Annotated in this window: 13 protein-coding genes (1 of these 13 running past the window's edge); 10 read left to right on the forward strand and 3 right to left on the reverse strand. The window is 64.2% G+C overall.

Translation table 11 applies throughout. From position 1 onward, the window contains the following. Window positions 1-214 precede the first annotated feature (214 nt). On the forward strand, window positions 215-772 hold the full coding sequence (locus LB525_RS19765) for a putative glycolipid-binding domain-containing protein (protein ID WP_224546093.1): 558 nt from the start codon (window positions 215-217) through the stop codon (window positions 770-772). Window positions 773-802: 30 nt separating this feature from the next. Here the strand turns inward: LB525_RS19765 and LB525_RS19770 are convergent, their stop codons facing one another. Continuing rightward, window positions 803-1,099: an antibiotic biosynthesis monooxygenase family protein gene (locus LB525_RS19770; protein ID WP_224546095.1), complete on the reverse strand. Its 297-nt coding sequence runs from the start codon at window positions 1,097-1,099 to the stop codon at window positions 803-805. A 213-nt stretch (window positions 1,100-1,312) separates the two neighbouring features. Here LB525_RS19770 and LB525_RS19775 point away from each other — a divergent pair, with 213 nt between their 5' ends. The 8 genes from LB525_RS19775 to LB525_RS19810 all read left to right on the forward strand — a co-directional run bounded on the left by LB525_RS19775 (window position 1,313) and on the right by LB525_RS19810 (window position 13,419). After that, on the forward strand, window positions 1,313-2,566 hold the full coding sequence (locus tag LB525_RS19775) for an aspartate kinase (protein ID WP_140847379.1): 1,254 nt from the start codon (window positions 1,313-1,315) through the stop codon (window positions 2,564-2,566). Between the two features lie 83 nt (window positions 2,567-2,649). After that, the gene (ptsP, locus tag LB525_RS19780) at window positions 2,650-4,920 is read left to right on the forward strand and encodes a phosphoenolpyruvate--protein phosphotransferase (RefSeq protein WP_140632771.1); all 2,271 of its coding nucleotides are present in this window, start codon (window positions 2,650-2,652) and stop codon (window positions 4,918-4,920) included. A 139-nt stretch (window positions 4,921-5,059) separates the two neighbouring features. Next, complete coding sequence (gene prfA, locus LB525_RS19785) at window positions 5,060-6,139, forward strand: peptide chain release factor 1 (protein ID WP_224546097.1); 1,080 nt, start codon at window positions 5,060-5,062, stop codon at window positions 6,137-6,139. Then, the gene (prmC, locus tag LB525_RS19790; RefSeq protein ID WP_224546100.1) at window positions 6,132-7,001 is read left to right on the forward strand and encodes a peptide chain release factor N(5)-glutamine methyltransferase; all 870 of its coding nucleotides are present in this window, start codon (window positions 6,132-6,134) and stop codon (window positions 6,999-7,001) included. Before prfA ends, prmC begins: the two co-directional genes overlap by 8 nt. 340 nt (window positions 7,002-7,341) lie before the next feature. After that, window positions 7,342-8,349: a DUF4167 domain-containing protein gene (locus tag LB525_RS19795; protein ID WP_224546102.1), complete on the forward strand. Its 1,008-nt coding sequence runs from the start codon at window positions 7,342-7,344 to the stop codon at window positions 8,347-8,349. Window positions 8,350-8,572: 223 nt separating this feature from the next. Continuing rightward, a complete protein-coding gene (gene clpB / locus LB525_RS19800; protein ID WP_224546105.1) occupies window positions 8,573-11,179 on the forward strand; it encodes an ATP-dependent chaperone ClpB in 2,607 nt (868 codons plus the stop codon). Window positions 11,180-11,293: 114 nt separating this feature from the next. Continuing rightward, window positions 11,294-11,659, forward strand: coding sequence for an MmcQ/YjbR family DNA-binding protein (locus tag LB525_RS19805; protein WP_140543607.1), 366 nt, complete (start codon window positions 11,294-11,296; stop codon window positions 11,657-11,659). Window positions 11,660-11,889: 230 nt separating this feature from the next. After that, window positions 11,890-13,419, forward strand: coding sequence for a L,D-transpeptidase family protein (locus tag LB525_RS19810; protein ID WP_224546125.1), 1,530 nt, complete (start codon window positions 11,890-11,892; stop codon window positions 13,417-13,419). On the opposite strand, the gene LB525_RS19815 is transcribed toward LB525_RS19810, so the two are convergent. Further along, the gene (locus LB525_RS19815; RefSeq protein WP_140727543.1) at window positions 13,393-14,025 is read right to left on the reverse strand and encodes a TMEM175 family protein; all 633 of its coding nucleotides are present in this window, start codon (window positions 14,023-14,025) and stop codon (window positions 13,393-13,395) included. The two genes, LB525_RS19810 and LB525_RS19815, sit on opposite strands and share 27 nt — an antisense overlap. Window positions 14,026-14,249: 224 nt before the next feature. On the opposite strand from LB525_RS19815, the gene LB525_RS19820 reads away from it, so the two are divergent. Beyond that, the gene (locus tag LB525_RS19820; protein ID WP_224546128.1) at window positions 14,250-15,803 is read left to right on the forward strand and encodes an MFS transporter; all 1,554 of its coding nucleotides are present in this window, start codon (window positions 14,250-14,252) and stop codon (window positions 15,801-15,803) included. Here LB525_RS19820 and LB525_RS19825 read toward each other — a convergent pair. Next, a protein-coding gene (locus tag LB525_RS19825; protein WP_224546130.1) for a M23 family metallopeptidase crosses the window boundary here: on the reverse strand, window positions 15,800-17,764 show its 3' portion. It continues 15 nt past the right edge of the window; the window shows 1,965 of its 1,980 coding nt (coding positions 16-1,980); its start codon lies off the right edge, out of view; it ends in the stop codon at window positions 15,800-15,802. The two genes, LB525_RS19820 and LB525_RS19825, sit on opposite strands and share 4 nt — an antisense overlap.

A 17,764-nucleotide genomic window follows, 5' to 3' on the forward strand; every position in this document is an offset into this window, starting at 1 on the left:
GGGAACGCTAGGAAGTCGGGCGCGGGGGAGGGAATGTCAAGGCGGGTTTTTTGCTGCTGACGTCAGACCGCCGGCAGGTCCAACCATGTCGATGGATCAGGCCGCGTTCTGTCAGCACCTGACAGCTTGGTTGCCGCGCTGCCGAAACAAATCGGATGGGCGAACGAAAAGCTGTCATGAACAGGGAGCGAGACCGAGACGGGAGTGTGCGAAAATGCGAATTCTGGCTTCGATCCTTTGGCAACGGCTCGACCTGGAAGGGCACGACGCTTGCCTGCTTGGCGAGACGGATGATGGCCGGACCCTCAAAGGCCATGCGCTTTTCGTCAACGACGCCGGTCCGTGCGGCCTTGCCTATGAGGTGGATTGCGACCTGAGCTGGCGTACCCGCAGGGCGCGGGTCGACGGCTTTTGCGGCATGCGGGAGATGCGTTACCAGATTGAACGTCTTGCCGACGGCCAGTGGCTGCTGAACGGCGCAAGCCAGGCGGAGGTTGCCGGCCTCGTCGACGTCGATCTCGGCTTCACGCCCGCCACCAACCTTGTGGCGATCCGTCGGCTCGAGCTTGGCGCCGGCATGGCGGCGCCGGCGCCGGCCGCCTATCTAGCCTTTCCTGAACTCAGGCTCTCGCGCCTCGAACAGACCTACCGGCGGCTCGACGACAGCCGCTATGCTTATGCCGCACCCGTGTACGGCTACGATGCTGTCCTGACGGTCTCGCCGGCCGGTTTCGTTCTCGACTATCCCGGTCTGTGGCGAAGCGCTACCTGAGCCGCGAGCGCGCGACCGGCAATGTCGTGATCAACGCGACAGCGCGATCGTTGCATGGTTCATGGCGACGCTGTCCGGCTCGATCGCCTGCACGGCTTCGCTGCCGCCGATCTCGGGCATGATGCGGTCGGCCGCCGCCTGGGCCTGTTCCATGCTCTGCCAGCGCACCACGTCCACCCAGCTTCCATCCTCTCGCCGGCCGAGATGCCGGCTGAGGAAGCCTGGCTGCCGGGCGAGCCAGTCAGTGATGACGCCGTTGCTGGCGACAAAGCCGGCTTCGGCGCCGGGCTTGAGGCGGAAGGTGACGATTTCCAGGGTTTCGGTCATGACAATCTCCCAACGGGCCGTTTCGTCGGTCTTATGGCATGATCGGCGACAAGATTCTGTCAGGATAGACGGTGCCGGGCCGCTCTTGGCTGCGCTCGCTTGCGAAGCGTTGCTGTTTTGGCTAAGGAGGCCGCGCATTCCGGCGCCGGGCTTACCCGGCGTTTCCTCTCGTTCCGGGCTCGAGCCGGCTTCAGTCAAAGGCATTTCGCTTCCATGGCGCGTATCGTGATGAAATTCGGCGGAACCTCGGTCGCCGACATCGCCCGCATCCGCAACGTGGCGCGCCATGTCAAACGCGAGGTCGATGCCGGCCACGAGGTTGCCGTGGTGGTCTCGGCGATGGCCGGCAAGACCAACGAGCTGGTCGGCTGGACCCGCGAAGCCTCGCCCATGCACGACGCGCGCGAATATGACGCCGTTGTCGCGTCGGGCGAGCAGGTCACGGCCGGTCTCCTGGCGATCACGCTGCAGAACATGGGCATCCATGCACGGTCCTGGCAGGGCTGGCAGATCCCGATCAAGACCGACAATGCGCATGGCGCGGCACGCATCCTCGATATCGACGGCGCCTTCCTGATCAAGCGCTTCGGCGAGGGCCAGGTGGCCGTCATCGCCGGTTTCCAGGGCATCGGCCCGGACAACCGCATATCGACGCTCGGCCGCGGCGGCTCCGACACCAGCGCCGTGGCGATCGCGGCGGCGGTCAAGGCCGACCGTTGCGACATCTATACCGATGTCGACGGCGTCTACACGACCGACCCTCGTATCGAGCCGAAAGCCCGTCGGCTGGCCAAGATTTCGTTCGAGGAAATGCTCGAAATGGCTTCGCTCGGCGCCAAGGTGCTGCAAGTACGCTCGGTCGAGCTTGCCATGGTACACAGGGTGCGTACCTTCGTGCGGTCGTCCTTCGACGATCCCGACGCGCCCGGAATGGGGGATTTGCTCAATCCGCCCGGAACGCTTATTTGCGACGAGGAAGAGATCGTGGAACAGCAGGTCGTCACCGGAATTGCCTACGCCAAGGACGAAGCGCAGATCTCGCTGCGCCGCGTCGGCGATCGTCCAGGCGTTGCCGCCGGCATCTTCGGCCCGCTGGCCGAAGCCAACATCAATGTCGACATGATCGTCCAGAACATCTCCGAGGACGGCAAGTTCACCGACATGACCTTCACCGTGCCGTCCGGCGACGTCGACAAGGCGCTTGCCGTGCTGGAGAGGCTGAAACCCGATGTCGGCTACGACGTCGTCCAGTCGGAAGCCGGCATGTCGAAGGTCTCGGTCATCGGCATCGGCATGCGCAGCCACGCCGGCGTCGCCGCCACCGCCTTCAAGGCGCTCGCCGACAAGGCGATCAACATCCGCGCCATCACCACTTCCGAGATCAAAATCTCGATACTGATCGACGGTCCCTATACGGAACTTGCAGTTCGTACTTTGCATTCCGTCTACGGGCTCGATAAGCAATAGCAAGAACTGAGTCAGTTGTTGCGTGAACGCCGGCCGCGGGAGAAACTGCGGCGGGCGAAATGCCCATTGGAGAACAAGCCGCGATGCGTGATACGGCCAGTGGCCCGCGCGTTCTGCTCAAACGGCTTCGCGAGCTCATGCAGGAGCCGCTGGAGCCGCAGGAGCGGCTCGACCGCATCGTGCGCGACATCGCCTCCAACATGGTCGCCGAAGTCTGCTCGCTCTATGTGCTGCGCGCGGATTCGGTGCTCGAGCTCTACGCCACCGAAGGTTTGAACCCCAACGCCGTCCACCTGGCGCAGCTGCGGCTCGGGCAGGGCCTGGTCGGCACGATCGCCGCCAGCGCGCGACCGCTCAATCTATCCAATGCGCAGGAGCATCCGGCTTTCGCCTACCTGCCGGAGACGGGCGAAGAGATCTACAACTCCTTCCTCGGCGTGCCGGTGCTGCGGGCAGGGCGCACGCTAGGCGTGCTGGTGGTGCAGAACAAGACCATGCGCCATTACCGCGACGACGAGGTCGAGGCGCTGGAAACGACGGCGATGGTGATCGCCGAGATGATCGCCACCGGCGATCTCGCCCGCCTGACCAAGCCGGGGCTGGAGCTCGACCTGCGCCGCCCGGTGAGCTTCACCGGCCTTTCCTTCAATGAGGGCGTCGGGCTCGGCCATGTCGTGCTGCACGAGCCGCGCATCGTTGTCACCAACCTCTTCAACGAGGACAGCGAGGAGGAGGTGCGCCGGTTGCAGTCCTCACTCGGCTCGCTCCGGCTCTCCATCGACGACATGCTGGAGCGGCGCGAGGTCGCGTTCGAGGGCGAGCACCGCGAGGTGCTCGAGGCCTATCGCATGTTCGCCAACGACAGCGGTTGGGTGCGGCGGCTGGAAGAGGCGATCCGCAACGGCCTGACGGCGGAAGCCGCCGTCGAAAAGGTGCAGAGCGACATGCGCGCGCGCATGCTGCACATGACCGACCCTTATCTGCGCGAGCGGATGAGCGATTTCGACGACCTCGCCAACCGGCTGCTGCGCCAGTTGATGGGACGCGGTCCGGAAGATGTCGCGGCCTCGCTGCCCAAGGACGCCATCATCGTCGCCCGCTCTATGGGCGCGGCCGAGCTGCTCGACTATCCGCGCGACAAACTGCGCGGCCTTGTGCTGGAGGATGGCGCCGCCACCAGCCATGTCGTGATCGTCGCGCGCGCCATGGGCATTCCCGTCGCCGGACAAATGAAGGGCGCCGTTTCCATGGCGGAAAACGGCGACGCCATCATCGTCGACGGCGAGGAAGGCACCATCCATCTCAGGCCGCAATCCGACCTGGAAGCCGCCTATGCCGAAAAAGTCCGCTTCAGGGCGCGGCGGCAGGAGGTCTATCGCGAGCTGCGCAAGAAGCCGTCGCTGACCAAGGACGGCGTTCCGGTCGATCTGCTGATGAATGCGGGCCTGGCCGTCGACCTGCCGCAGCTGACCGAATCGGGCGCCGCCGGCATCGGCCTGTTCCGCACCGAATTGCAGTTCATGGTCGCCTCGACCTTCCCCCGCGCCGAGGCGCAGGAACGGCTTTACCGCGACGTGCTCGAGGCGGCGCGCGGCAAGCCGGTCACCTTCCGCACCATCGACATCGGCGGCGACAAGGTGCTGCCCTATTTCAAGGGCGCGGTGCAGGAAGAGAACCCGGCGCTGGGCTGGCGGGCGATCCGGCTCACCCTCGACCGTCCCGGCCTGCTCAGGACTCAGATACGGGCGCTGCTGAAGGCCAGCGGCGGCCGCGAGCTGAAGCTGATGCTGCCGATGGTGACCGAGCTGTCGGAAATAGCGCAGGCGCGCGAGATCATCGACCGCGAAGTCCGGCATTTGTCACGCTTTGCGCATCACCTGCCCACCAGCCTCAAGCTCGGCGCGATGCTGGAAGTGCCGTCGCTGCTGTTCCAGCTCGACGAATTGATGAAGGCGGTGGATTTCGTTTCGGTCGGCTCCAACGACCTCTTCCAGTTCGTCATGGCCGTCGATCGCGGCAACACCCAGCTCGCCGACCGCTTCGACAACCTGTCGACGCCGTTTCTGCGGGTGCTGAAAACGATTGCCGATGCCGGCGTGCGCAACGACACCCCGGTGACGCTCTGCGGCGAACTGGCCGGCAAGCCGATCTCGGCCATGGCGCTGATCGGCCTGGGCTTCCGCTCGATCTCGATGTCGCCGGCATCGATCGGCCCGGTCAAGGCGATGCTGACCGAGCTGCCGCTGCAGGAACTGAAGGCCTTTTTCGACGACAATCTAATGGCGCCCAGCCAGAAATTGCCGATGCGAGCCTTGCTACAGGCCTTTGCAGACGATCGCTCGATTCCGCTCTAGATTCACGTGAGGGCGGCCTGCAAATGGCGATTTTCTGCGCTTCCGGTGCTCCGGTACCTAAATGTACATTCCGCTCCGGTTCTCGAAACTCGCCATTTTCGGCTCGCCCTGACGTGAATTCCATCGAAGTTCGAAGATCATGATCAACCTGCCCCGCGACCGTATGGATCAAGTCGTCAAGCGTTTCGACATGCTCGAGGCGCAGATGTCGGCCGGACCCGCCGCCGACGCCTATGTGAAGATGGCTTCGGAATATGCCGACATCCAGGAGATGGTGGGCAAGATCCGGGCGCTGCGCGCCGCCGAGCAGGAGCAGGCGGACCTCGAGGCGATGCTTGCCGACAAAGCGACCGATGCCGAGATGCGCGCGCTGGCCGAGGCCGACCTGCCGGAGGTCGAGAGCCGCATCGAGGCGCTGCAGAAGGACATCCAGATCCTGCTGCTGCCCAAGGATGCGGCCGACGAGAGGAACGCCATCCTCGAAATCCGCGCCGGCACAGGCGGCGACGAGGCGGCGTTGTTCGCCGGCGATCTCTTTCGCATGTATGAGCGCTATGCCGCCTCGCGCGGCTGGCGCTTCGAGGTGGTATCGGCGAGCGAGGGCGAGGTAGGCGGCTACAAGGAAATCGTCGCTGCGGTATCGGGCAAGGGCGTGTTCGCGCATCTGAAGTTCGAATCCGGCGTGCACCGCGTGCAGCGCGTGCCGGAAACCGAGGCCGGCGGGCGCATCCACACCTCGGCCGCGACCGTCGCCGTGCTGCCCGAGGCCGAGGAGGTCGATGTCGAAATCCGGGCGGAGGACATCCGCATCGACACGATGCGGGCCTCCGGCTCGGGCGGCCAGCACGTCAACACCACCGATTCGGCGGTTCGCATCACCCATTTGCCGACCGGCATCATGGTGGTGCAGGCGGAAAAGTCGCAGCACCAGAACCGGGCGCGCGCCATGCAGATCCTGAGGGCCAGACTCTACGATCTCGAGCGCAGCCGCGCGGATGAGGAGCGCTCGTCATCGCGAAAATCGCAGGTCGGCTCCGGCGACCGCTCGGAGCGCATCCGCACCTACAATTTCCCGCAAGGCCGTGTCACCGACCACCGCATCAATCTGACGCTCTACAAGCTCGACCGGGTGATGATGGGCGACTTGGACGAGATCGTCGGCGCGCTGATCGCCGATCATCAGTCGAAGCTGCTTGCCGATATGAGCCTCGATGGCTGATCGACTGCCCGCCGCGCTCGGACCGCTGCTCAGGGCAGCGCGCGAGCGTCTGGCTATAGCCGGCATCGACGATCCGGCGCTCGATTCGCGGCTGATCGTCGAGCATTTCTCGGGCACGACCCGTACCCAGGCCATCGCCGAACCGGGACAAGAAGTGGGTTCGGCGGCGCTTTCGGCCATCGAAGCGGCCCTGAGGCGTCGCGTCGCAGGCGAGCCGGTGCACCGCATCCTCGGCTACCGCGAATTCTACGGTTTGCGCCTTTCGCTTTCGGCGGAGACGCTGGAGCCCCGGCCGGATACCGAGACGCTGGTCGACGCCGTCCTGCCCTTTGCGCGGGCAACGGCCGAAAGGCTTGGCGAATGCCGCATTCTCGATCTCGGCACGGGCACCGGCGCCATCGCGCTGGCGCTGCTCAGCGCAGTTCCGGCGGCCACCGCGACTGGCGTCGACATTTCGCTCGACGCATTGGCAGTTGCGGCCGGAAACGCCCGGGACCTGGGGCTCGGCGAACGCTTCAAAGCCTTGCATTCCAACTGGTTCGAAAAAGTTTCGGGCCACTACCATGTAATTGCCTCGAATCCTCCCTATATACCCAGTCGAGACATCGGAAATCTGCAGGACGAGGTCCGCGATTTCGACCCGCACCGGGCCCTGGACGGCGGTGGGGACGGTTTGGACCCCTATCGGGTCATTGCCGCTGAAGCGGCGGAATTTCTGCAAGCGCAAGGCAAGGTAGCGGTCGAGATCGGCCATACGCAGAAAAACGAGGTCACCGGGATATTCGCGGCAGCCGGCTATGTGTTAACCGGGTCACATCGCGATCTCGGCGGCAATGACAGAGTTCTGGTGTTCGAGCGTTGAAAGCCCTGATGCAGTGCGAAAAAACCGCTTGGCAATACCCGGGAATGCAGTTAGGGTCCGGCTCAACCGGATGAGACGAAGCAGGCAGTGCTCCCAGCGATTCGGTTTTCCTTGGAAATAGCTGCCTTCTTGCGCAAACGACGCCCAAGCTTCGTGCGGGAATCATCCGGCAAGTGATGTAACCGGGACAGGATGGCACGTGGCGCCAACGCAATTGATGCGGGCGAACGCCGGTGAAGAGACGAAACGGCTGGCTGCATGAGCGCCACCGTTCGTGAAGAGTTTTTCGAAAATTCACTATGAAGAGAGTCTAATGAGGCCACAACAGCAGAACAGGCGCATGCGCGGTCGCAACAACAATGGCGGCGGTGGCAACAACAACAACCGCAAGGGGCCCAATCCCCTGACCCGCAACTACGAGAGCAACGGCCCGGACGTGAAGATCCGCGGATCGGCTCAGCAGATCGCCGAAAAATACGCCACACTCGCCCGTGACGCGCAGAGCTCCGGCGACCGGGTTATGGCGGAGAACTACCTTCAGCACGCCGAGCATTATAATCGCATCATTGCCGCCGCGCAGGCGCAGATGCCGATCCAGAACACTCAGCAGAACCGCGACGACTTCGACGACGATATGGACGAAGATCGCGAGGAGTTCGACAATATCGGCAACAACAGCGGCAATGGCGCCGATGCGCCGGGCACGGGGAGCGGCTCCGGCCCGCAGCCAGTGATCGAAGGCACGCCGGCGGAACTCGCCTACAACCAGGAAAACGGCCGCGACAACAACAGCCGTCGCGACAACAACCAGCGCGACAACAATGGCCGCGACCGGCATCGCGACCGCCGCAACGGCGGCGGCCAGTATGGCCAGAACGGTCAGCGTGGCGAAAACGCCCAGCGCGGCGAGCAGGGCGGCCAGCAGTTCGACCAGAACCGCCGCAATGAGGGACAGGCGCAGCCCGAGGCGACCGGCGAGGCTGGTTCACAGGCCGTGCAGGCGCCGCAGTTCGACAGTTTCTCGCCGGCCGCCCTTGCCGCACAGGCCGAGCTCAACGAAGCCGCCCAGGACAATGGCGGCCGCCGTCCGCGGCGTCCGCGGCGTCCCCGCGGCAGCTATGCCGACCAAGCCGGTGGCGGGCAGAGCGACCAGCCGGAGGGCTCGAGCCCCGAAGGTTCCAGTCCTGAGAGTTCAGGCGAAACGCGCAACGCTGCGAACGATAGCGACGAGGTCGGCGCCAAGCCGGCCGAAGAGGCGAACCAGGCGAGGGAGCCTGCCGCCAGCGAGCCGGCACCTGTTGTCAACGAAGCCCCCGGCGAGCCTGTAGCTGCCGACGCAAACAACTGATCCAGACGGCATTTCAAGCATCGCTGACGGCGGAGAGAAATCTCCGCCGTTTTTGTTATGCGCGCCTGGGAATATTCTGCATTGATCGACATCAAGGCGTCTTGAGGGACCGTGGCCCATACACCATATCTCGGCTGAACAGGGCTCGGCTCTTTTGAGCGGGTCCGTCACCGCAATCTGATCCGGTGCCGCAAAGTGGGCCGGTGATGGAAGGAGACAGCGAATGAATCTTGAAAAATACTCGGAGCGCGTGCGCGGCTTCATCCAGTCCGCGCAGACCATGGCGCTCTCGCGCAACCACCAGCAATTTACGCCCCAACATATACTGAAGGTGCTCGTCGACGATGACGAGGGCCTCGCCGCATCCTTGATCGAGCGCGCCGGCGGCAATGTCCGCGACGTCAAGCTCGGCGTCGAGACGGCGCTCGAGGCGATGCCCAAGGTCGAAGGTGGCAACGGCCAGCTTTACCTCGCCCAGCCGCTGGCCAAGGTGTTCTCAACCGCCGAGGACCTGGCCAAGAAGGCCGGCGACAGCTTCGTCACCGTCGAGCGGCTGCTGCAGGCGCTTGTCATGGAAAAGTCGGCCAAGACCGCCGACATCCTGTCCAAGGCGGGCGTCACCGCGCAGGCGCTCAACCAGGCGATCAACGACATCCGCAAGGGCCGCACCGCCGATTCGGCCAGCGCCGAGCAAGGCTACGACGCGCTGAAGAAATACGCGCGCGACCTCACCGCCGACGCCCGCGCCGGCAAGCTCGATCCGGTCATCGGCCGCGACGACGAGATCCGCCGCACCATCCAGGTGCTGTCGCGGCGCACCAAGAACAATCCCGTGCTGATCGGCGAACCGGGCGTCGGCAAGACGGCGATTGCCGAGGGCCTGGCGCTGCGCATCGTCAATGGCGACGTGCCGGAATCGCTGAAGGACAAACAATTGATGGCGCTCGACATGGGCGCGCTGATTGCCGGCGCCAAATATCGCGGCGAGTTCGAGGAGCGGCTGAAGGCCGTGCTCAACGAGGTAACCTCGGCCAGCGGCAACATCATCCTGTTCATCGACGAAATGCACACGCTGGTCGGCGCCGGCAAGGCGGACGGCGCGATGGACGCCTCGAACCTGTTGAAGCCCGCGCTGGCGCGCGGCGAATTGCACTGCGTCGGCGCGACCACACTCGACGAATACCGCAAGCATGTCGAAAAGGATGCCGCGCTTGCCCGCCGTTTCCAGCCCGTCTTCGTCGACGAGCCGACGGTGGAAGACACGGTTTCGATCCTGCGCGGCCTGAAGGAGAAATACGAGCAGCACCACAAGGTGCGCATCTCCGATTCCGCGCTTGTATCGGCGGCAGCACTTTCCAACCGCTACATCGCCGACCGCTTTCTGCCGGACAAGGCGATCGACCTGGTCGACGAGGCGGCGTCCAGGCTGCGCATGCAGGTCGATTCCAAGCCCGAGGCGCTGGACGAGATCGACCGCCGCATCATGCAGCTCAAGATCGAGCGCGAGGCGCTGAAGGTCGAGAAGGACGAGGCTTCGAAGGAGCGGCTTGCCAGGCTGGAGAAGGAACTCGCCGATCTCGAGGAGGAATCGAGCGAGCTGACCACCAAGTGGCAGGCCGAAAAGCAGAAGCTTGGCCTTGCCGCCGACCTGAAGAAACAGCTCGACGAGACGCGCAACGAACTGGCGATAGCGCAGCGCAAGGGCGAGTTCCAGCGCGCCGGCGAGCTTGCCTATGGCAAGATCCCGGAGCTCGAGAAGAAGCTCAAGGAAGCCGAGGCGCAGGACGGCAAGACCGGCATGGTGGAAGAGGTGGTCACGCCCGACCACGTCGCGCATGTCGTGTCGCGCTGGACCGGCATTCCGGTCGACAAGATGCTGGAGGGGCAGCGCGAGAAGCTCTTGCGCATGGAAGACGAGATCGGCAAGCGCGTCGTCGGCCAGGGCGAAGCCGTGCAGGCGGTGTCCAAGGCCGTGCGCCGCGCCCGCGCCGGGCTGCAGGATCCGAACCGGCCGATCGGCTCGTTCATGTTCCTCGGACCGACCGGCGTCGGCAAGACCGAGCTCACCAAGGCGCTGGCCAGCTTCCTGTTCGACGACGAGACGGCGCTGGTGCGCATCGACATGTCGGAGTTCATGGAGAAGCACTCCGTCGCCCGGCTGATCGGCGCGCCTCCCGGCTATGTCGGCTATGAGGAAGGCGGTGCGCTGACGGAAGCGGTGCGTCGCCGGCCCTATCAGGTCGTGCTGTTCGACGAGATCGAGAAAGCGCATCCGGACGTGTTCAACGTGCTCCTGCAGGTGCTCGACGACGGAAGGCTGACCGACGGCCAGGGCCGCACGGTCGACTTCCGCAACACGCTGATCATCATGACGTCCAATCTTGGCGCCGAGTATCTGGTCAACCTCAGCGACGACCAGGATGTCGACGCCGTGCGTGACGAGGTGATGAGCGTGGTGAAGGCCTCGTTCCGGCCGGAGTTCCTCAACCGCGTCGACGAGGTGATCCTGTTCCACCGGCTGCGCCGGCTGGACATGGACCGCATCGTCGAGATCCAGCTCAAGCGGCTGGAGAACCTGCTTACCGACCGCAAGATCGCGCTGTCGCTGGATCACGACGCCATCGAGTGGTTGGCGTCGAAGGGCTACGATCCGGCCTATGGCGCCAGACCGCTGAAGCGGGTGATGCAGAAGGAGCTGCAGGATCCGCTGGCAGAGCAGATCCTGCTCGGCGAGATTCTCGACGGTTCGACCGTCAAGGTCACCGCCGGCTCCGACCGGTTGAACTTCCGCTCGAAGCCGACCGTGGTGGCGACGGAAGCCGCCGCCTGATTTCGGGCGAGCTTGAATGACGCGAAGCGCGTCGCATCGTATGGTGCGGCGCGCTTTGTTATTCGCAGTGATTGCGCATAATCGGCTGCCGATTCGGTGACCGCGAAGGACTTGATGAAGCTCGACGATTACAACGGCTTCTGCGCTTCATTGCCCGCCACGACGCATGTCGTTCAGTGGGGCGGCGCCCATGTCTGGAAGGTCGGCGGCAAGGTGTTCGCCATCGGCGGCTGGAACGAGGGCGGTGAGCTCTTCGTCACCTTCAAATGTTCCGAGATGGCCTATGACGTGCTGAAGGATCAGCCGGGCTGCCGGCCGGCGCCCTATCTCGCCTCGCGTGGCATGAAATGGATCCAGCGTCAGACAAGCCAAAGCATGGATGATGCGGCACTCGAGGACTATCTGCGCGAGAGCCATCGCCTGGTCGTCCTCAAGCTGACCAGACAGGCACGTAAGGAATTGGGGCTTGCCGCAGGCTAAGGCGCGTCGCGCCGAAACGGATGTGGTCGATGCGCTTTAGCTGTTGTTTCGCATGTCGGCCCCAGAACCGCTGCGTATTTTGGGCAACATGCATGAGCTCATATTCCTCAAGGTACCGGAAACCCGCCATCTTCATGCCCGGTTCATGTTGGAATCTTAATTTGGCTAGCTGGTTTGCTGACGAAGGTTCGCCCGCCAGAAGCCCGAGTCGACCGGAGAGCTTGACCCCCATGCTGCGCTTGATCTTTTCCCTTTCGGCACTCGCGGCCGGGCTGGTGTCTTCCAGTGCGTTCGCCATGCCGAGCGCGGATGGTGCGCGGCCTGCGCGCCCGGCTGAGCGCGGTGCGCTGATGCTGGCCCAGGACGGCAATATCGATATCTACTACGACGCCAGGGGCAATCGGGTGCTGGTCGATGCCGACACCGGCAAGGTGATCGCCATCCAGCCGCCGGGCAGCAGGCTCGATCGCCGCGCGCTTCGCCGGCAGATGCGCATGCAGGAACTCGGCCGTGCGCCGGCCGAAGACGACGACCGCTATTATCTCGACAACCCCGACGACATGGCGCGCTTCCGCCGTCGGCAATTGGAAGAGAACGGCCGTGTCATCCCGCCGGTCGATGAGTACGACGACAATTCCGTCGATGCCTATCCGCCGGCGCCCAACAACGATGAAGGCTATGCCACCACTTATCCGGAGGCGCCGAAATCCGACACCATCAAGCGCCAGCCGCTGAACGAGGCGTCGATCGATCCGGAGCAGCCGGGCCAGGGCGAAGTGCTGCAGGTCAATCCGGAAGCACAGGCGGCACAGCCGCCGAACACTGGTGGCAAGGCCACGCTCGATCCGTCGCTGTCGCTCGGTGTGCGCCAGGACGTTGCCGCTTTGCAGGTGCTGCTCGATCGCGGAGGCGCTTCGCCGGGCGTGATCGACGGGCGCTTCGGCTCGAATGTCGACAAGGCGCTGGCCGCCTACAACGAAATAAACGGTACCAATCTGAAGTCGACCGATGCAGTCGGCATCCAGGCGGCGCTCGCACAGTCGGGCGGCGACGCCTTCGCCTCCTACACGATCACGCCGGAAGACGCGGCCGGCCCTTACGTCGCCTCGATACCGGAGGACTACAGCCAGAAGGCCAAGCTCGACTGCATGTGCTACACCTCGGTCACCGAGGCGCTGGCCGAACGCTTCCATATGGACGAGACCTATCTGAAATCGATCAACAAGGGCGTGGACTTCAATCGCCCGGGCACGATGATCAAGGTCGCCAATTTCGGCAAGCTGGTCTCGACGCCGGTAACGCGTATCATCGCTGACAAGACCAAGAAGGAAGTCTACGCCTATGATGGGAGCGGCAAGCTGGTCGCGGCCTATCCCGCGACCATCGGCTCGGCCGACACGCCGTCGCCGACCGGCATTCATGCCGTCTCGCGCATCGCTCTCGACCCGAACTACACCTACAATCCGAACATCAATTTCAAGCAGGGCCAGAACGACAAGATCCTGACCGTCCCCCCGGGACCGAACGGTCCGGTCGGTTCGGTCTGGATCGCACTCGACAAGCCGACCTACGGTATTCACGGCACGCCCGATCCCTCTAAGATTGGCAAAACCGAGAGCCATGGCTGCGTGCGCCTGACCAACTGGGATGCACGCGAGCTTGCCAAGCTGGTGTCGCCGGGCGTCACGGTGGAGTTCGTAGGCGGATCAACAATCGCGGATGTCGGCGGGACCTCAACCGATGAGTTTACGCAGCAGTAAGGCGCGCGGCGCCGCGGCATAGATGAGCTGCACCAGCAGGATGAAGCCTATGCTGAGCAGCGGCGTGATCAGGCAAAGCGCCGCGCCGACCGCCCACAGAATCTGCGCCTTGACGATCCGCTTGTAGACGGTGCGTCGCGTTTCAGCATCGACGTCCTCGGCGATCATGCCGTTCCTGTCGGCATACCACCAGCTTGCGTACAGCGTGGCGCCCAGCATCAGCAGGTTCAGCCAGTAGACCAGTACCGCGCCCCTGAATGCCAGGAAATCGGCGAGAAGGTCGGTTGAGAAGGGCAGCAGCGCGATAAAGGCAAGGAAGCACAGGTTGAGCGTCGCGAGCCGCCGGTCCGATTTCGCGATCAGGCCATGCTGTGCCTGCTGTCCGAACCAGAAGATGGTGAGCGTGAGGAAGCTCAGCGCATAAGTCAGGAATCGCGGCCCAAGCGCCAGGATCGCGGCAAGCAATTCGCCTTCCGAATGCACCGCCTCATGCGACGGCACCCTGATCTCCAGCACGATCAAGGTCAGCGCGATGGCGAAAACGCCGTCGGTCACGCCGACGATGCGTCCGCGTCCTTCCGCCGACGGTTCGAGCGGACGCTTCATGGCTTCCCCCTCTCACGCATGATGGGGGAACCTAGCATGCCGCTGGCGGTTTGCATCAGGATTGAGCCCACCTCGCCATCCGGCCCTGAATCAAAAAGAGGGAACATGATGTCGTCCGAAAGCCGCTTCACACGTTTCGGCATCATGCTCTGTCATCTGGTTTCAAGAACAGCGATGCTCTGGCTTGTTGTTGCGCCCGCGCGAGGGGGCTAAGCAGGTTTCCGATGTCATCAGCGAATGAAACCACTGCCGATTCGCATTCGCCCGCGCGGGCGAACGGCACGTTTTGCCCTCAGACCCAGCGAAAATTCGTGCTGGTCGCTGCGATCCTCGCCTCTGCGCTCGGCTTCATCGACGGTTCGATTCTGGCGATCGCCATGCCGGCGCTGCGCGCGGATCTCGGCGCCAGCCTGGCGCAAGCGCAGTGGATTTCCAACGCCTATGCGTTGACGCTGTCGGCGCTCATCCTGGTGGGGGGCGCTGCCGGCGACCGGTTTGGACTGCGGCGCGCCTTCGTGGCCGGGATCGCGTTGTTCGTCGCGGCTTCGCTCGCCTGCGCGCTGGCGCCCGATCCGGCTATATTGATCGCCTTCCGCGCCATCCAGGGCATTGGTGCGGCGATCATGGTGCCGGGCAGCCTGGCCATCATCGCCAAAGCCTATCCGAAGAAGGAGCGCGGCCGGGCGATCGGCATCTGGGCCGCCGCTTCGGCGCTGACCACGGCGCTCGGTCCCGTGCTGGGCGGCTTCGTGCTCTCGACTTTCGGCAATGGCGTCTGGCGCGCGATCTTTGCCATCAACCTGCCGCTTGGGCTGATCTCGATCTATCTGCTTCTGGCCAAGGTGCCGGCCGACAAGCCGACCGAAAAACGCAGCCTCGACCTTGGCGGCGCGGCGCTGGCGACGCTTGCTTTCGGCCTGCTCGCCTACGGGTTGACGGCGATGAATGCCGAAGGCGCAGGGTTGATGTCGGGCCCGGCGATCGTTGCCGGCGTGGTCCTGCTTGTGGTCTTCATCTTTTACGAGCACAGGCGGCGCGACCCGATGATCGATCTCGGCCTGTTCCGGATCAGGGCCTTTGCCGGCGCCAATCTGGCGACGTTTTTCCTTTATTTCGCGCTGTCGGCCAATTTGTTCTACCTGCCGATGCTGTTGATCGCCGGCTGGCGGTTGAGCGAGGCCGAGGTCGGGTTCATCTTCGTGCCGCTGTCGGCGTCGATCGCGCTTTTGTCCGGACCGGTCGGCCAATGGTCGGATCGCATCGGTCCGCGTTTCCCGATCGCCAGCGGCAGCATGGTCGTCGCCATCGCCTTCGCCGGCCTTGCCTTGCTTACCCATTTCGGCATCCACGATTTCTGGATCGGCACCTTTCCGCTGATGGCACTCATGGGGCTTGGCATGGCGCAAGTCGTGTCGCCGCTGTCGACCGCGGTCATGACGTCCGTCGAGGACAAGGATACCGGGGCCGCATCCGGCATCAACAACGCGGTCTCGCGCGTCGGCGGCCTGATCGCGGTGGCGGCGATGGGCTCGCTGGCGGCCTGGGTTTACGCGCGGATGACCGGCAATGCCGCCGGAGTGCCCGGTTTCGGCGAGCCGCCGGCCTCCGGGCTGGCCGCCAATATCGAAGCGGCCAGGATTGCGGCAAGCGATTCGGCTTTCTCCGCGGTCGCGGCGGTCACGGCGCTGCTTTGCGGGCTGTCTTCACTCACCGCCTGGTTCACGGTTCCCGGACAGGCATCGCCCTGGCCGCAAAAGACAAACGATGAGCAAGATTAGTTCGGAAGCTGCGAATCAGTCTTGGCGCTGGCAACCTTCAGCGCATTGCCGTCTTCCTGCTTCAGAAGATCGTCGATGCGCTCGCGCTCTTTCTTGAAGGCGACGAGATCGTCGCCCTTCAAAACCTTGCCGACCGGCAGGCGCACGCGCATCGAATCGACCTTGGTGCCGTTGACGATCAGTTCGTAGTGAAGGTGCGGGCCGGTAGAGAGGCCGGTCTGGCCGAGATAGCCGATGACCTGCCCCTGCCGGACATGAACGCCTTCCTCGATGCCTTTGGCGAAAGCGCTCTGGTGATTGTAGGAGGTCTCGTAACCATTGGCGTGGCGGATGATGATCTGCTTGCCGTAGCCGCCGGCCCAGCCGGCCTTCTCGACCACGCCGTTGCCAGCGGCGATGATCGGCGTGCCGATCGGCGCTGCCCAGTCGGTGCCGGTGTGCATCCGGACGTAGCCAAGGATCGGATGCCGGCGTGCGCCGAAGCCGGAGGTGAAGCGTCCATTGGGCAGCGGATTGCGCAGCAGGAACTGCTTGGCGCTGCTGCCGTTCTCGTCGAAATAGTCGACGCTGCCGTCCTGCATCTGGAAGCGATAGAAGTTGCGTGTTTGTCCGCCGAAGGTCGACGAGACGTAGAGAAGCTCGGAGCCGTCGGAGGCCTGGTCGTCGCCGTCGGGTTGCGAGAACAGCACTTCGAGGCGGTCGGAAGGCGAGAGCCGCGACTGGAAATCCACGTCGGAAGCGAGCAGCTTGATCAGCTTCTGCGTCATCGCTTTCGACATGCCGTAGGAATAGGCGGTGCGGTAGATGCCGTCATAGACATTGGGCAGATTGCCGCGCACCACGACGGGCTGCGAATCGTCGAACGCCGTCAAAAGCTCGGGATTGGGCTCCGGCTCCTGCGCCGGCACATACTGGCCACGGTCATCGAGCGCTATGGTGACGATGTGCGTGGTCTTGTCGTAGACGCTGGTGCGCACGACCTTGGCGATGTCGCCGCGCACCTCGAGGCCAACGCGCAGCACCGTTCCGGCCTTTAGCGCCGGGGCGTTCAAGAGCTTGCCGATCGCCTCCGCCATGCCAGTCGCGTCATCGCCGGTGTAGCCCGAATCGGCAAAGGCCTCGGCGATATCGGTATCCTTGGTGAAGGGAATGATTTCCTCGGCGAAGGCAGGCGTCTGGTCATCCGGCGTGGCACGCGGCGCCACCGAGACGTTTTCCTGCGTGATCTTCACGTCGTAGGAGCCGGCCATCGATTCGGCGAAGGCATCGCCGAACCGCTGCGGATCGATATAGTGCAGTGCTGCCACCTGGACGGCGCCGTCGCTCAAGCCGGTGCCGGCGTCCCGCACCACCTTTTCAACCTCGTCGGCGGAGAGATCGCTTTTTTCGTCGAAGGACGCCGTCTCGATCGGGAAATCGACCGTCTTCAGGCTCATCTCGCTTTCGACCTTGGCGCCGTAGATCTGTCCGGCGACCGCGGTGGCCGTTGCGGGTTGCGCGTTGTCGTCGCCGTCGTCGCCGAACACCTGCATCGGGTCGAACGGCGGGTAGGGGCGGCTGGTGGTGTGGCCGGCGGCCAGGGCCATCTTGATCTGCACGAAGGGCATGGTGTGGATAACGTCACGGTCGCCGACCTTGGTGACCATCGACACTTCCATACGCCGCCGGTCCTTCGCCCGGGCGATCTGTCGGGGTGCCACCAGCCTTGTGGTCTTTGCCTGCTCGCCGGAATCATCGCCGCCGCTGGCAAGACCGATGAGCTCGGCGATTTCCGGCGGGGTCGCCAATTGCTGGCGCCCGTCAAGGGCGGCGAACAACGCCACGCCCATCAACACGCTCGATGTTACGCCGGTGAGGAAGGTGCCTGACAGCCAGCGCGCCGAGACCTCGCGGCGGTCGGGCGGACCGCTGCGGCCATCCGCGATCAGCGGCGGCTCGTTGCCGAGTTCGGCTATGACCTC

This window comes from Mesorhizobium sp. CA16 (genome assembly GCF_020165175.1).
In the GTDB taxonomy this organism is placed as follows: Bacteria; Pseudomonadota; Alphaproteobacteria; order Rhizobiales; family Rhizobiaceae; genus Mesorhizobium.

Excerpts from the sequence above, each read along its gene's own strand:
- prfA (WP_224546097.1), top strand. The coding sequence starts at position 5,060 with ATGATCAACCTGCCCCGCGACCGTATGGATCAAGTCGTCAAGCGTTTC.
- LB525_RS19765 (WP_224546093.1), top strand. The coding sequence starts at position 215 with ATGCGAATTCTGGCTTCGATCCTTTGGCAACGGCTCGACCTGGAAGGG.
- clpB (WP_224546105.1), top strand. The coding sequence starts at position 8,573 with ATGAATCTTGAAAAATACTCGGAGCGCGTGCGCGGCTTCATCCAGTCC.
- LB525_RS19805 (WP_140543607.1), top strand. The coding sequence starts at position 11,294 with ATGAAGCTCGACGATTACAACGGCTTCTGCGCTTCATTGCCCGCCACG.
- LB525_RS19770 (WP_224546095.1), bottom strand. The coding sequence starts at position 1,099 with ATGACCGAAACCCTGGAAATCGTCACCTTCCGCCTCAAGCCCGGCGCC.
- LB525_RS19810 (WP_224546125.1), top strand. The coding sequence starts at position 11,890 with ATGCTGCGCTTGATCTTTTCCCTTTCGGCACTCGCGGCCGGGCTGGTG.
- LB525_RS19815 (WP_140727543.1), bottom strand. The coding sequence starts at position 14,025 with ATGAAGCGTCCGCTCGAACCGTCGGCGGAAGGACGCGGACGCATCGTC.
- LB525_RS19775 (WP_140847379.1), top strand. The coding sequence starts at position 1,313 with ATGGCGCGTATCGTGATGAAATTCGGCGGAACCTCGGTCGCCGACATC.
- LB525_RS19820 (WP_224546128.1), top strand. The coding sequence starts at position 14,250 with ATGTCATCAGCGAATGAAACCACTGCCGATTCGCATTCGCCCGCGCGG.
- LB525_RS19795 (WP_224546102.1), top strand. The coding sequence starts at position 7,342 with ATGCGCGGTCGCAACAACAATGGCGGCGGTGGCAACAACAACAACCGC.
- ptsP (WP_140632771.1), top strand. The coding sequence starts at position 2,650 with ATGCGTGATACGGCCAGTGGCCCGCGCGTTCTGCTCAAACGGCTTCGC.
- prmC (WP_224546100.1), top strand. The coding sequence starts at position 6,132 with ATGGCTGATCGACTGCCCGCCGCGCTCGGACCGCTGCTCAGGGCAGCG.